The sequence below is a fragment of the Streptomyces sp. FXJ1.172 genome, from assembly GCF_001636945.3.
Lineage (GTDB): Bacteria > Actinomycetota > Actinomycetes > Streptomycetales > Streptomycetaceae > Streptomyces.
Window position 1 is genome coordinate 1,453,992 of record NZ_CP119133.2, and the last position, 14,251, is coordinate 1,468,242.

A 14,251-nucleotide genomic window follows, 5' to 3' on the forward strand; every position below is an offset into this window, starting at 1 on the left:
CCCCCGGACACCGACGTGCGAAAACCATCACACTGCCGGGGTGGCCGACGCCACAGAGGGGCGCCGGCCGGTCAGCGTCCCACAGATGTCATCGCCGCGTCCCACACCGGTCGGCCCGCACCTGCGCGGGCACCGCCCGGGGCTGCGCGGGGGCAGGATCGGAGGCAGCACCCGACACCGCGGGGGCGGAGGCCGCCGGCGAGGTGGCGGAGGCGGAGGGCGAGGCGGCCGGGGCGACTGGGGCGGTCATGGGGTTCGGGGCGGCCGGGGCGGATCCGGGGGGCGGGGCCGCCGGGGCGGCCGCGGGAGCCGTCGGGGCGGCCGCGGGGCCGGTGCTGCGGGGTCGCCGCCGCCGCGGGGCCGGTGCTCCCGGGGCGCTCCCGGGGGCGGCTGGAGCCGCCTGAACGGCCGCAGGAGCCGGGGCGGTCCCGGGGGCCGGTGCTGCCGGGGCGGACGCGGGGGCCGGTGCTGCCGGGGCGACCCCGGGGGCTGGAGCCGCCTGAACGGCCGCAGGAGACGGGGCCACCGGAACTGTCGTAGGGGCCGACGCCGTCTGGGCGGTCCCGGCCGCCGGGGCCGCGTGAGCGATTCCCGCAGCCGGAGCCTTCTGCGTGGTCGCGGGAACCGGGGCCGACGCCCCCTGGGCGGTCGCCGCTCCTCGCACCGACGGCTTGGGCGCGGGGGCCGGTGCTGCCGTCGGGGCGGGTGCGGGATCCCGGTCCTGGGACGGCAGCGGGCGGACCAGTCCGGACAGCAGGCGGCGGACGAGTGCCCGCAGTCGCTCCCGGCGGCCGTGCAGCAGGCCGAGGACGATCGCGGAGCCCACCGCGATGAGGTGTTCACGGCCGGCCAGGTTGGGGATGGCGATGGACTCCCACACCATCGAGCCGCCGGTCAGCGTGAACACCACGGGCGCCCGTTTGATCACCGCGAGATACGTGAACAGACCGACGACCGCGGCGGAGGGCCCGGTGTCCAGCACATGGGCGCACTCGGGCGGCAGCCCGAAGCCCCACCCCCAGCCGGGGCCCATCGCGATCATCACGCGGGCGGTGAGCGTGCCGGCCAGCGTGGTGGCGTAGGAGATCGCCAGCGTCCGGGCCCGGCCCAGGGCCAGTTCGGCCCAGGCGAAGGCGAGGAAGAGCTGGGTGATGCCCGCCCACACCGGCAGATCGAGCGCCGGGACGTACAGCGACACCGGAGTGCGCAGCAGCGACAGCCACAGCGGCAGGTCGGCCTTGACGCCGCCGAGCCGGGTCACCCAGAGCCGGCCGAGGGGATGCTGGGCGATGCCCTGGAAGAAGATGACGCCGAACGCGGCCACGAACGCCAGCAGCAGTCCGGACAGTCCGCGGCGCGCGAGCCGCTGCACCGGTTCGACGACGATCGCGTGCCACTCGCCGCGCAGTGTGCGCCCGGTGAACCGGGCGAGCCGTACCAGCAGGGAGCGGCATGCCTCGATGCGCCCTTCAGTGGTCATGAGGCACGGCAGCCCATCGCCTTCGACTCCCCCGTCACGCACATCGCCCCCTTCGCCACGCTCCCGACATACCGGCCGCGCGAGGCGGGTTTCCGACATTCTCCCTTTTCAGGCGCCATCGTATAGATATGCAGTTCTCCCCCGGTCGGCCTACCCCCTCCGTGCGGGTCACGCCGTGCATGCCCGGTCCCTCCCCCGGTGTGGGCCTCTGTGGTGGTGAGGCCCGGTCGGTGACAGTTCAGCGACCTTGGGGGCGGGCGTCAAGATCCATTGCGGATGCACAGGGGTGTTAGAAGACCCACAGGTCCTGGGCGCGGAAATCCGGGGCCGGGAAGCAACCTCCACCCCTCTGGATCCGTCCTTCATTTCAAGGTCTCGTACATCCGACCCGGCACTTTGCCGACGACGCGGACCCGAAGTGCCCGAGTCACCCGCTTCGCTCCCAACGCGCGGGTATGGCCGCCCACTTCATGGGACGAATGCGGAACCTTTCTTTTTCGATCACGAACTCTCGTATAGTGACCGCCAGTTCACCGATGTGTGTCACACCTCACCTTCGGAACGTTCCTGACCCGTACGTTCCCGACCCGTACGTTCCTGCCAGCCCCCACATGCCCGTCTCTGCCGCGAGGACCAGACCGGACCGATGACCCCGCCCACGCATCCCGGCGACCGACCGTCTCTCCGTATCTTCTTCTCCTCCCTCGCCGTGGCCGGCGCCGTCTCGGCGCTCGTGGTCTGCACGGCCGTGGCGGCGGCGCCGGGCTCGGTGCGCACCCCGCTGGCCTGGGGCGCGGGCGCGGCGGCGGTCGTGCTCAGCGCGGCGGTGGCCATGGCCGCGCACGCCCTGCGTACCACGCGCGGCCTCCGGCACCGGCTGCACACCGTGACCCAGGACCTCGGGCGGCTGCTCCAGCAACAGGCCCGCACGACCGAGGAGTTTCGCCAGGAGCAGCAGCGGCTCATCGACGAACTGGCCCGGCAGCGCACCGAACTGACCGAGACGTCCGAGGCCGAGCGGGCACGGCTGGAGCGGGAGAGCCGGCAGGAGACGGACCGGCTCCGGCGTGAGAACGCCCGGCTCACGGCCGAGCTGGAGCGCACCCGGCGCGATCGGGCCGCGGCGGTCTCCGCGACCTCCAACGCCGCCGGCCGGATGCAGGCCTTGGCCACGGCCACGCTCGCCGACCTGCGCGCGATGGAGGACCGGCACTCCGACGAGGACGTCCTCGCCGACCTGCTCCATCTCGACCACCGCACCGCTCAGGCCGGCCGGCTCGCCGACTCCGTCGCCGTACTGACCGGGGCGCGTTCGGGGCGCCGGTGGGCACGGCCCATCGGGATGGAGTCGATCCTGCGCGGCGCGATGGGGCGGATCGCCGGCTACCAGCGGGTGCGGGTGCACTCGGTCAGCGGGTCCGCCGTGGCCGGGCACGCCGCCGAGGGCGTGATGCACGCGCTCGCCGAACTCCTCGACAACGCAGCGAACTTCTCGCCGCCGACCGCCGAAGTGCACGTCTACGTCGAGGAGGTGCCGGCCGGGATCATCGTGTCCGTGGAGGACAGCGGCCTGGTGATGGGCGATGTGCAACTGCGCCGCGCCGAGCGGGCGGTCCGCGGTGACGAGTCCGAGCTGGGCGGTCTGACCGGCACCCGGCTCGGGCTCGCCGTGGTCGGCCGGCTCGCCCGCAAGCACGGCCTGAAGGTGTCGTTCCGGCCCTCCGCGCGGGGCGGCACGGGCGTGCTGATGCTCATCCCGCAGGACATCCTCGCCAACCCGGCCCCGGCCGAGGCGCCAGTCGAGCAGGGCCCGGCGCAGGCGCGGGCCGAGGTTCCGGCCGCCGTCGAGGCCGCCCCGGTCCACGAGCCCGCCGCACCGGCCCCGGATCAGGGCCCGGCCGGGCTGCCCAGGCGACGCCGGGGCCGCACCCTCGCCGAGGCCGAACGTTCCCGCTCGGCACCGCGGACCGACACGGACAGGCCGGGGGCCGGCCGCGACGTGGCCCGGCCCGCGGCCGGCACCGACACGGGCAAGGCCCGGGCGGCCCGGTTCAGCAGCTTCCGCCAGGCGGTTCGCCCGGGGACCTCGCACACACCGGATACGCCGGACACCCACCGGCCCGAGCCCGGCCCGGCTGCCTCGGCACCGGGCGCCGCCCGGCCCGTCTCCGGCACACCCACGCCGGACACCGCCCAACCCGCCCCCGCCCCGCCCACGCCGTCACCGACGGACCAACACTCCACCACCACCCCAGCCGAACGAGCCACCGCGGACGACGCCCACGCCCCCGCCCCGGCCGAGCAGGCCACCGCCCACGACGTCCACGCCCCCGGCCCGGCGCAGGCCGGCGGCCCGGTCGGTGCGCCGCAGGATGGCGCGTCACGGGACCTCGCCGACGCCCCGCAGGGCTCCGCCCCGGCCGGCCGGGAGACCCTCCCCCCGGCCGCTCCCGCACAGCTCGGCGTGCCGGACGCGCACCCCGCCGACGACACCGCGCAGGACGGCCCCCGGGGCGGCCACGCGGCCGACGCCCCGCAGGACGCCGCGCCGGAGGGGGTGTCCGGCGGTCACGCCGGTGGGCCGCGGGGCAGCGCCGGTGAGCACAGTTCCTCCGCCCCCTCCCACCCGCACGCGCACCCGGAAGGCGACACCACTTCATGACCGGCCCGACCACCGCCGACGACAAGCTCACCTGGCTCCTGGAGGGCCTGCTGGACAGGACCCCGGGTACGCGGCACGCGCTCGTGCTCTCCCGGGACGGGCTGAAGCTGTGCCGTACCCCGGAGTTGAGCGTCGACCAGGCCGACCAGCTCGCCGCGATCGCCGCCGGGATCCAGTCGCTGTCGCACGGGGCGTCCGTCGAGTTCGGCGACGGCAGCGGAGGCGTGCGCTCGGCGATGACCGAGTTCTACGGCGGCGTGCTGTTCATCGTGGAGGCCGGCGCCGGCGCCCATCTGGCCGTCGTCGCCACGGAGGACGCGGACGCGGGGGTCGTCGGGCACAACATGAGCGAACTCGTGGAGCAGCTCGGCGAGCACCTGACCGCGCTGCCCCGATCGTCATGAGCGGCGGTCCCGGTATGAGCCGGCCGGGACGGGACGACGCTCCCGACCGGCTGTACACCATCACTCAGGGACGCAGCCGTACCGCTCCCGACAGCCCCTTCGACCTGGTCACCCTCGTCGTCGCCGAGTCGGACCCGGTGACCGGCATGCAGTCGGAGCACGTGGCGATCCTGCGGATGACCGAGTTCCCCGCCTCGGTGGCGGAGATCGCCGCCGAGCTGAAGCTGCCCGTGAGCATCACCAAGGTGCTGCTGTGCGACCTGCTGGCGGCGGGCCGCGTCAGCGCCCGGCATCCGCACAGACCGGCCATAACCGATCCCGACATCCTGGAGCAGGTGCTCGTTGGACTCCGCAACCTCTGACGCACGCACCCCGTTGGGTGCCTCCGCCGAGCACGGTTTCAAGATCGTGGTCGTGGGCGGCTTCGGTGTCGGCAAGACCACCCTGGTCCGCTCCGTCAGCGAGATACGTCCCCTCACCACCGAGGAGACGATGACGCAGGCCGGCGAGGCGGTCGACGACGTCCGTCAGGTCCGCGGCAAGTCCGCCACCACCGTCGCCTTCGATTTCGGCCGGATCACCCTGGACACGCGCAATGTGCTGTACCTGTTCGGGGCGCCTGGTCAGGAGCGGTTCTGGTTCCTGTGGGACCGGCTGTTCTCCGGCACGCTCGGCGCGGTCGTCCTGGTGGACACCCGCCGGATCGACGACTCCTGGTACGCCATCGACCGCCTGGAGCACCACGGGACCCCGTTCATCGTGGCCTGCAACGACTTCGGCGGGCCCGTGCGCGCCGGCGTGGACGTCCGCGAGGCCCTCGATCTCGACCCGCACACACCGCTGATCGACTGCGACGCCCGCTCCCGCGCCTCCGCCAAGCAGACGCTGATCACGCTGGTGCGGCACGTGAAGAACCGGTACGCCGACCCGTCCGCCCGGGCGGGCCTGCCCCGACAGGAGTTCGTGTGACCACCCCCGACGCCGTTCCGCTCGGCGGACCCCGGTTCCAGACCGAACCCGCCCGCCTGTACCGGGAGATGCGGCGCGACCACGGCGCCGTGGTGCCGGTGCTGCTCGACGGCGACGTCCCGGCCTGGCTGGTGCTGGGCTACCGCGAACTGCATCAAGTCACCGGCGATCCGGTGCTGTTCAGCCGGGACTCGGACCTGTGGAACCAGTGGGAGAACATCCCCGCCGACTGGCCGCTGCTGCCGATGATCGGCCGCAAGCAGCCGTCGATCCTGTACACCGTCGGCGAACGGCACCGGCAGCGGGCCGCGATGGTCAGCAACGCCCTGGAGGCGGCGGACCCCTTCGAACTGCGGCAGCACGCCGAGCGGTTCGCGGACGAGCTGATCGACGCGCTGTGCGCGGCGGGCGAGGCCGACCTGGTCGCCCAGTACGCGATGCTGCTGCCGGTCCGGGTCCTCGCCCGGCTCTACGGCTTCCCGGACGAGGACGGTCCAGGCCTGGTCACCGCCCTGAACGACATGATCGACGGCCGTGAGCGGGCCCTTGCCGGGCAGGCCCATCTGGCCGCCTCCATGGGGCAGTTGATCGCCGACCGGAGGAAGGAGCCGGCGCACGACGTGGTCTCCCGGATGCTGGCCGACGACAGCGGCTTCAGCGACGAGGAGATCACCCAGGACCTGATGGTGATGATGGCGGCCGGGCACCAGCCGACCGCCGACTGGATCGGCAACTCGCTGCGGCTGATGCTGACCGACGACCGGTTCGCGGCCTCGCTGTTCGGCGGGCGGCACAGCGTCGCCGAGGCGATGAACGAGGTGCTGTGGGAGGACACGCCCACACAGAACGTGGCGGGCCGCTGGGCCGCCCGCGACACCCACCTCGGCGGGCGCCGTGTCCGGGCCGGCGATCTGCTGCTGCTCGGGCTCCAGGGCGCCAACTCCGATCCGCAGGTGCGCACCGACGCCTCCGCGCTGACCGGGGGCAACAGCGCGCACTTCTCCTTCGGCCACGGCGAGCACCGCTGTCCGTTCCCCGCACAGGAGATCGCCGAGGTGATCGCGCGGACCGGTATCGAGGTCGTCCTGGACCGGCTGCCGGACATCGACCTCGCGGTGCCCGCCGACTCCCTCGACCGCCGGCCCTCGCCCTGGCTCAGGGGACTGACCCGGCTGCCGGTGCGGTTCACGCCCGTACCGGCCCTGTGATCCCGCACGCACCACCCGCAGTTCCGCCCGCAGCCGCACTCCTACCCCCGCTACCCCTGCCCTGGGAGGCACGTCACGATGACGACCGGTACCGAAGCATCGCGGATCGTCCTGGACCCCTTCGTCACCGACCTGGACGCCGAGGGCGCGGCGCTGCGCGCGGCCGGCCCGCTCGCCGCCGTCGAACTGCCGGGCGGCGTCCCGGTGTGGGCCGTCACCCATCACGCCGAGGCCAGGGCGCTGCTCACCGACCCGCGCCTGGTGAAGGACATCAACGTGTGGGGTGCCTGGCGGCGTGGCGAGATCCCGGCGGACTGGCCGCTGATCGGGCTCGTCAACCCGGGCCGCTCCATGCTCACCGCGGACGGCGCCGACCACCGCCGGCTGCGCTCGCTGGTGGCGCAGGCGCTCACCCCGCGCCGGGTGGAGCGGATGCGCGAGCGCATCGAGAAGCTCACGCAGGACCTGCTGGACGCGCTGCCCGAGGGCGGCGAGGTCGTCGACCTCAAGGCGGCCTTCGCCTACCCGCTGCCCATGTACGTCGTCGCCGACCTCATGGGCATCGAGGAGGCGCGGCTGCCCCGGCTGAAGGTGCTGTTCGAGAAGTTCTTCTCGACGCAGACCCCGCCCGGGGAGGTCATCGCCACGTTGACCGAACTGGCGCAGATCATGGCCGAGACGGTGGCGGCCAAGCGGGCCGAGCCCGGCGACGACCTGACGAGCGCGCTGATCCTCGCCTCCGAGGACGGCGACCGGCTCACCGACGAGGAGATCGTCTCGACCCTCCAGCTGATGGTCGCGGCGGGCCACGAGACCACGATCTCCCTGATCGTCAATGCCGTCGTCAACCTCTCCGCGCACCCGGAGCAGCGCGCCCTGGTGCTCTCCGGCGCGGCCGGCTGGTCCGCGGTGATCGAGGAGACCCTGCGGTACTCCACGCCGACCTCGCATGTGCTGATCCGCTTCGCGACCGAGGACGTGCCGGTCGGTGACCGGGTGATCCCGGCCGGGGACGCGCTGATCGTGTCGTACGGCGCGATCGGCCGCGACGAGCGGGCGCACGGTCCGAGCGCCGGGGAGTTCGACATCGCCCGGGAGTCGGAGAACCGGCACATCTCCTTCGGCCACGGCCCGCACGTGTGCCCGGGTGCCGCCCTGTCCCGGCTGGAGGCGGCTGTGGCGCTGCCCGCGCTGTACGCCCGCTTCCCCGGCCTGGACCTGGCGGTGCCGGCGGCCGGGCTGCGCAACAAGCCGGTGGTCACCCAGAACGACCTGTTCGAGCTGCCGGTGCGGCTGGATTCCTAGCCGGGCGCGGAGCGTTGCTTGACTTGGAGAGCGCTCCAACTCGTAGCGTCGCAGACGTACGGCACGCGAGGGCTCGCGTCCCCGTGCCGTACGTGACGACGACCGAGTGTGCAGGAAAGGCTGGCACATCACATGCAGAAGCGCAGTCTGCGGGACCTCCAGGTATCGGCCATCGGCCTCGGGTGCATGGGGATGTCCGCCTTCTACGGCTCCGCCGATCAGGCCGAGGGCATCGCGACGATCCGGCGCGCCCTCGAGCTGGGGATCAACTTCCTCGACACCGCGCAGGTCTACGGCCCGCTCACCAACGAGTCGCTGGTCGGCGAGGCGATCCGGGGGCACCGCGACGAGTATGTGATCGCGACGAAGTTCAACTACCGGATGGACGACGCCGTACCGGGCGACATGACCACGATCGGCCGGCAGGACGGCTCCGCCGAGCACGTCCGTGAGTCGGTCCACGGCTCGCTGCAGCGGCTGGGCACCGACCGCATCGACCTCTACTACCAGCACCGGGTCGACCCGAACGTGCCCATCGAGGAGACGGTCGGGGCGCTCGGCGAGCTGGTCGCCGAGGGCAAGGTGCGGCACATCGGGCTGAGCGAGGCGAGCGCGGAGACCATCCGGCGGGCGCACGCCGTGCACCCGGTCACCGCCGTGCAGAGCGAGTACTCGCTGTGGACGCGGGACGTGGAGGCCGAGGTGCTGCCGGCCTGCCGGGAGCTGGGCATCGGCTTCGTGCCGTACTCCCCGCTCGGCCGCGGCTTCCTCGCCGGCCGCTTCAGCTCGCCGGACGAGCTGGACGCGAACGACTTCCGGCGGGGCAACCCGCGCTTCAAGGACAGCAACCTGGACGCGAACCAGCGCCTCGCGGCGAAGGTCAAGGAGATCGCGGCCGAGAAGGACGTGACCCCGGCCCAGCTGGCCATCGCCTGGGTGCTGGCCCAGGGCGAGGACCTGGTGCCGATCCCGGGCACGAAGCGGCGGACCTACCTGGAGCAGAACGCCGGTGCCGTCGATGTCGAGCTGACCAAGGACGACTTGGCGCGCATCGACGCGGAGCTGCCTGCGGTGGCGGGTGAGCGGTACGACGAGGCGGGGATGCGGGCGGTCAATCGCTGAGCGTCCTGCGTCCTGGGGGGGGGAACTGCCGTCCAGCGGCTGCGGGTCCGTCGCGGCTGGTCTCGCAGTTCCCCTCAGGGAGTGGTACGGGCGGGGAGGCCCTCAGCAATCCGAACTGGTGTTCAGTCGCAGGCGTCGTTGCCATGAGCGGTCCTGGCGCGGTCGCGGACGCGGCGGGAGCAGGAGGTGCTGGAGATCCTCACGGCGGTGTACTGACCGGTGTACCGGCCGTTTCCGACGTGCGCCGCTCTGACGTGCATCGCGTCCGGCGCGGGAGCACGCTGTAGGAATGAGGATGCGGCTCGGGGCCGGGGGCGTGCGCCAGCCATGGCTGTCCTCGCACGCGCTGCTGCTGCTCCCGGTCCTGCTCATCGTGGTGATCACGGTGGTGGACGTGAATTCACCCTCCAGCGTGCATCTCGGCCCGGCGCTGGTGATCGCGCCCGCGCTCACCCCTTCCTTCGCCGGGCCCCGGACCACGGCGTGCATCGGGGCGCTGGCCGTGGCCGCCCAGATCTTCATCGGCCTCAAGCACGGCGGGATCAGCACCATGAACCACGTCGTGCAGATCATCACGCTCGCGGTGCTGTCGGTGATGGTGGTGGTCTACAGCGCCGTGCGTGAGCGCCGGCAGGCCCAGCTGGCCCAGGTACGCACGGTCGCCGAGGCCGCACAGCACGTCCTGATGTGGCCGCTGCCCGAGCAGATCGGCCCGCTGCGGATCGCCTCGCTCTACCTGGCCGCCGAGGACGAGGCACAGATCGGCGGCGACCTGTACGCGGTGACCCAGTACGAGGGCGGGGTCCGGGTGATGATCGGCGATGTGCGCGGCAAGGGACTGGCCGCCATCGGCGAGGCCGCCCTGCTGCTCGGCTCGTTCCGGGAGAGCGCGCACCGGCACATCCCCCTCGTGGAGCTGGCCGGCCTGCTGGACCAGAGCATCACCCGCTACGCGGCGGACATGGAACCGCTGGAGGAGGCGGGCGAGCGGTTCGCGACCGCGCTGCTGGTGGAGATACCGGACCGGGATCCGGTCACCCGCATGACCAGCTGCGGTCATCCGCCGCCGCTGCTGCTGAGCCCCGGCCAGGCCGTCACCATCCCCAGCCTGCATCCGTCGCCGCCGCTCGGGGTGCACGGCGGCGCCGAGCACACGCTGGACGTGTTCTCCTTCGAGGCCGGCGACACCCTGCTGCTGTACACCGACGGTGTGATGGAGGCGAGGGACGCACGCGGCCGGTTCTATCCGCTGACCGAGCGGGTCGTGCACTGGACCGACGACAGCCCCGAGGCGCTGATGCACCATCTGCGGCGCGACCTGCTCGTCCACGCCGGTGGCCGGCTGGGAGACGACGCCGCCCTCATCGCGCTGCACCGCACGGCCGTCGAACGGCGCCGGCACCACGGCCGGACCGTCGGCGCCGACGTCTTCCGGCACGGGTGACGGCCACGCGCAGCACACGGGCTGCGGCGTACGGCACCGGGCGGCGCACGGGGGCGTGCGCCCCGCTCCGAATGGGGCGGGGCGGGACCGCACGCCCCGGTTCAGCGGGCCGGGTTCACGCCCCCGGCTCGGCGGACCTGTCCCGCGCCCGGTTCAGCGCACCGCCTTGAGGTCGGTGATCTTCAGGGTCTTCAGGTCGGACTGGACGTCGATGCGGCTGACCTCCGGGTGCCTGCCGTCGCTCCAGGTGAGCGTGACCCGGCTGGTGGCGTGGCCCGCGCCGGATCCGGTGTAGGCCACCTGCCACTTCACCGGCACGTCCTGCGCGAACAGGATGCCGTCGGCGTGCTCCTTCTTCTCGAAGGCGGCGACCTTCTTCTGCGCGGCGGCGGAGAGGTAGAAGCGGCGCAGGGCGTCGGCGGCGGGGCCGGCGGACTTGTCGTCGGTGGCCCAGACGGCGTCGATGTAGGCGCCGTAGAAGTCGGCCACGCGCTGGGTGACGTTGCGCGGGTCGCCCTGGGCGGAGGTCACGGCGGCGGCCAGGGTGGTGTGGGTCGCGGTGGTCCCGGCGAGAGCGGGGGTCACGGCGGCCAGGGTGAGTCCGCCCGTGAGGACGACGGCGGTCAGCAGGATCTTGCGACTTTGAATGGACATACGTCTCATTCCCCCGGTTTCCGTACGACCAGGCCGATCCCGGCCGTCGACGGACCTTAAGACCGGATTTCCCTCGGGCCGGTTCCGTCTCTCACGCCCTTTTTTGCCCTCGCGTTCCCGGCGCGCGAGGCAGCCGGAGGGTTGCGCCGTGTTCCGGTCGGCTTCCCGCGCGGTTTCGGTCATTCCGCCCCGTCGGACCATCCGGAGAACGGCCCTTCGGGTGATGTACATGGGCTCACGCCACCGGCCGGGCCGCGGCCGCGCCGACCGCGTACGGCCCAGGGGCCCGGCTCCCCTGCCAGCACCGCCGGGTCGGTGACGCCGGTGGGGTCAGGCGCGGTTGTGCGCGAGCAACGCCTCGGCCGCCGCGCGCAGTTGCTCCGCCGCCGTGACGCACGCGGCGACCTGCTGTTCCAGGGTGGGGCCGATCCAGCCGGGGGCAGCCGGACAGATCCTCAGGGTGGCGGCCGTGGCGGTGAGGCGGCGGGCGTAGCCGTCCATGAGGTCGGCGTCGGTGCGCAACGCCTGGGCCTGGGCGAGGAGTTGGCGGGCCGGGGCGGTGGTCGCCCGGGGGGTCTCGGTCACCATGGCGGCTCCCACTCGGCTTCGGTTCGGGACGGGGCCTCAGCGCGGCAGGACGGCGCCGGCGCTGCGGTGGAGCATGAACTGGGGGCAGGTGAGCGCGAACAGGGGCCGGGCCGCGTCGACTCCGAGCCGGCGCAGCTGTCCCGCGAGGGGTTCGGCCGCCGCGGTCTCCAGCCGCAGCCGGACGCCGGTGCCGCGGTGCAGCCGCAGTCTGCCGTGGGCGCGGACCAGGGTGCGCACGGTGCTCTCGCCCCGGCGGCCGTAGAGGATCCAGTCGGGCTCCGGGCAGCGGACGCCCGGGCCCGGCCGGCCCTCGACGGTGATGCCCAGGTTCCGCGAGCGCAGACCGATCTCCCGGCCCATCAGGTCGGCCTCGGCGCTCACCCGCATCACGGGCTGGCTCCAGATCTCCCGGGCGACCACCCGGGCCTCCTCGCTGGTGACGGCGAGCGAGAGGACGTAACGGCCGGTGCGGCGCAGGTCCACGCGGCGCAGCAGGTCCGCGAGGGCGTCGTACGGGCGGGGCCGCCACAGGTCGTCCACCAGGACGGACAGGCAGATCTCGGTGTACGGGCCGATCGTGGTGCAGCGGTGCTCGTACAGCGACAGCACCGCGAGTGCGCGCCGGCCCAGCCGGCTCGGGGTCAGCCAGGTGCCGTCGGGCAGCAGCCCGCGTGCCGCGTCGGCGCGGACGGGATAGCAGAGATGCACGGCGGAGGAGTCGTAGTAGCGCACCGGCACCTCTACGGGCCCGGCCGTGGTGGGGATCGAGGCGGTGGGCAGGGTGAGGAAGGGGTGGCCCTCGGGCGGACGGGTGGCGTCCTTCAACTGGTAGGCCTGGGTGCGCACGATGGGGCCCCGGTAGCGGGCGAGTGCCTCGTCGACGTCCTCGCGGGCGCCGGGGATCACCGTGCGCAGGTGCTCGATGTACTCGCGGAGCAGGTGGCACAGCGGGAACTCGTGGGTGGGCCCCGCATAGTCGACCTCGTGCCAGTTCGGGCGCGGGCCGGACGCGGAGTTCTCGGGGCGGCCGTCGAGGACGGGGAGGACGTCGTGCTGGTTGGTGATGGTGACCACGTGCGTGCGCGGGTCGGCGGGCTTCCTGCTGCCGGCCGGGGAGCCGACGGCGACCACGTGCGTGACCTTGTAGGTGCGGCAGAACTCCTCGTCCCGGGCGAGGTTCAGCAGCGCGGTCCCGCCCTCGCCGTGCCCGACGAGGGCGAGTTCGGCGCCGCGCGGTATGCCGTAGTCGCCCAGGGCGAGCCGGATCGAGCGGGGGCGGGGCGAGTCGGCCGTGAACAGGTTGCGCCAGGCGGCGGCGAAGTCCTGCGGGGAGTCGTTGCGGGGGCGGCCCGGTGCCGTGCCCGGCGCCTGGACGACATACCTCACCACACCGTCGGGTCCGCGCACGTTCTGCACGAGGATCCGCCCGTCGGTGGAGAGCACCTCGATGTTGCGCAGGAACCCGAGGAAGGAGCCCTCGGTGGCGATGAACTGCTTCTCCTGGTCGGTGAGATCGACGGCCTGGACGGCACCCCCGCCCTTGCCCCGGTGCGTGAGACGGGCGACGCCGGTGCCCTGCGGCGGGCCGGCGGACGACTCGCGGCCGCCGACGGCGAGCGCCCAGCCGGTCCCCTCGTCCGGCGGGTCCACGCCCAGCAGGGCGCGTGCGGCGAGCAGTTCGGCCATCAGAGGCGTGAGTCCGGACAGGGCGCGCTGGGCCCCCTTGTCCCGGAACAGCGCGCGCAGGGCCCGTACGGCCTCCCGGTCGCGGTCGGCGGTGACGGCCTCCGTCAGCCGGCGCATGCCCGGATCGCGCTCGAACTCGGGGTGGTCGACGAGTACGGCGGCGATCGAGAGACGCAGCGAGGTGACCGCGACCAGCGCGGCGAGGCTCTCCCTGCCCAGCACCTCGCCGGCCGCACCGAGCACATGTCCCAGGCGGCCCTTCGGGGCCGTGCAGGCCGGGCCGCCGAGGCCCCGCTTGCCGGTCAGGGCCCGCAGCAGCGCCCACTGGGCGGCGAGGCCGGTGCGGGGACGGCGGCGCGCGGAGGCGGTCAGGGCGGGCGCGAACAGCGCGGTGCCGGTGCGCGCGGACACCGCGCGGATGCCCTCGGCGACGTCGGCCACGTCCCGCGCGCACCGGCGCAGCGCCTCCTCGGCGTCCTGACCGCCCGGCGCGGGCCGTCCGGGTGCGTGGCCGTCCGCTCGCATCCGCGACTCCCTCGTTTCGACGTCGCACGACAGTCGGCGTACGACGGGGGACGGGTTACGGCCGTCCCGGCGGGACGCGGCCTTGTGTCCCATCGTCGGCCAGGGGCGCCGGGCCCGCACCTTCACCCATCCAGGCGGACGATGCCCACCGGGGTGCCGGCGCCCGACGCGTCCGGGCGCCGGGGGCACATGTCTCGCGCCCGG

Annotated in this window: 12 protein-coding genes; 8 read left to right on the forward strand and 4 right to left on the reverse strand. The window is 73.6% G+C overall.

What is annotated here, in order from left to right; translation table 11 throughout:
• Positions 1-88: 88 nt before the first annotated feature.
• Complete coding sequence (locus A6P39_RS45425; protein WP_443052825.1) at positions 89-1,480, reverse strand: hypothetical protein; 1,392 nt, start codon at positions 1,478-1,480, stop codon at positions 89-91.
• Between the two features lie 646 nt (positions 1,481-2,126).
• Here A6P39_RS45425 and A6P39_RS06545 point away from each other — a divergent pair.
• The 8 genes from A6P39_RS06545 to A6P39_RS06580 all read left to right on the forward strand — a co-directional run bounded on the left by A6P39_RS06545 (position 2,127) and on the right by A6P39_RS06580 (position 10,594).
• Complete coding sequence (locus tag A6P39_RS06545) at positions 2,127-4,142, forward strand: sensor histidine kinase (RefSeq protein WP_067042370.1); 2,016 nt, start codon at positions 2,127-2,129, stop codon at positions 4,140-4,142.
• Positions 4,139-4,546, forward strand: coding sequence for a roadblock/LC7 domain-containing protein (locus tag A6P39_RS06550; RefSeq protein WP_067042372.1), 408 nt, complete (start codon positions 4,139-4,141; stop codon positions 4,544-4,546). Before A6P39_RS06545 ends, A6P39_RS06550 begins: the two co-directional genes overlap by 4 nt.
• A gap of 14 nt (positions 4,547-4,560) precedes the next feature.
• Positions 4,561-4,908, forward strand: coding sequence for a DUF742 domain-containing protein (locus A6P39_RS06555; protein WP_067042376.1), 348 nt, complete (start codon positions 4,561-4,563; stop codon positions 4,906-4,908).
• A gap of 13 nt (positions 4,909-4,921) precedes the next feature.
• Positions 4,922-5,515, forward strand: coding sequence for a GTP-binding protein (locus tag A6P39_RS06560; RefSeq protein WP_067042379.1), 594 nt, complete (start codon positions 4,922-4,924; stop codon positions 5,513-5,515).
• Entirely contained in the window at positions 5,512-6,723 is a 1,212-nt protein-coding gene (locus A6P39_RS06565; RefSeq protein ID WP_067042382.1) for a cytochrome P450, read from the forward strand. Before A6P39_RS06560 ends, A6P39_RS06565 begins: the two co-directional genes overlap by 4 nt.
• A 78-nt stretch (positions 6,724-6,801) precedes the next feature.
• Entirely contained in the window at positions 6,802-8,028 is a 1,227-nt protein-coding gene (locus tag A6P39_RS06570; protein ID WP_067042385.1) for a cytochrome P450 family protein, read from the forward strand.
• Between the two features lie 132 nt (positions 8,029-8,160).
• The gene (locus tag A6P39_RS06575) at positions 8,161-9,150 is read left to right on the forward strand and encodes an aldo/keto reductase (protein ID WP_067042388.1); all 990 of its coding nucleotides are present in this window, start codon (positions 8,161-8,163) and stop codon (positions 9,148-9,150) included.
• A 289-nt stretch (positions 9,151-9,439) separates the two neighbouring features.
• Positions 9,440-10,594, forward strand: coding sequence for a PP2C family protein-serine/threonine phosphatase (locus A6P39_RS06580; protein ID WP_443052826.1), 1,155 nt, complete (start codon positions 9,440-9,442; stop codon positions 10,592-10,594).
• Between the two features lie 153 nt (positions 10,595-10,747).
• On the opposite strand, the gene A6P39_RS06585 is transcribed toward A6P39_RS06580, so the two are convergent.
• The 3 genes from A6P39_RS06585 to A6P39_RS06595 form a co-directional block, all read right to left on the reverse strand.
• Positions 10,748-11,248, reverse strand: a complete 501-nt coding sequence (locus A6P39_RS06585) for a hypothetical protein (protein ID WP_067042393.1) — start codon at positions 11,246-11,248, stop codon at positions 10,748-10,750.
• Between the two features lie 330 nt (positions 11,249-11,578).
• On the reverse strand, positions 11,579-11,836 hold the full coding sequence (locus tag A6P39_RS06590) for a hypothetical protein (RefSeq protein WP_067042397.1): 258 nt from the start codon (positions 11,834-11,836) through the stop codon (positions 11,579-11,581).
• A gap of 36 nt (positions 11,837-11,872) precedes the next feature.
• Positions 11,873-14,047: an acetoacetate decarboxylase family protein gene (locus tag A6P39_RS06595; protein ID WP_067042400.1), complete on the reverse strand. Its 2,175-nt coding sequence runs from the start codon at positions 14,045-14,047 to the stop codon at positions 11,873-11,875.
• Positions 14,048-14,251 lie beyond the last annotated feature (204 nt).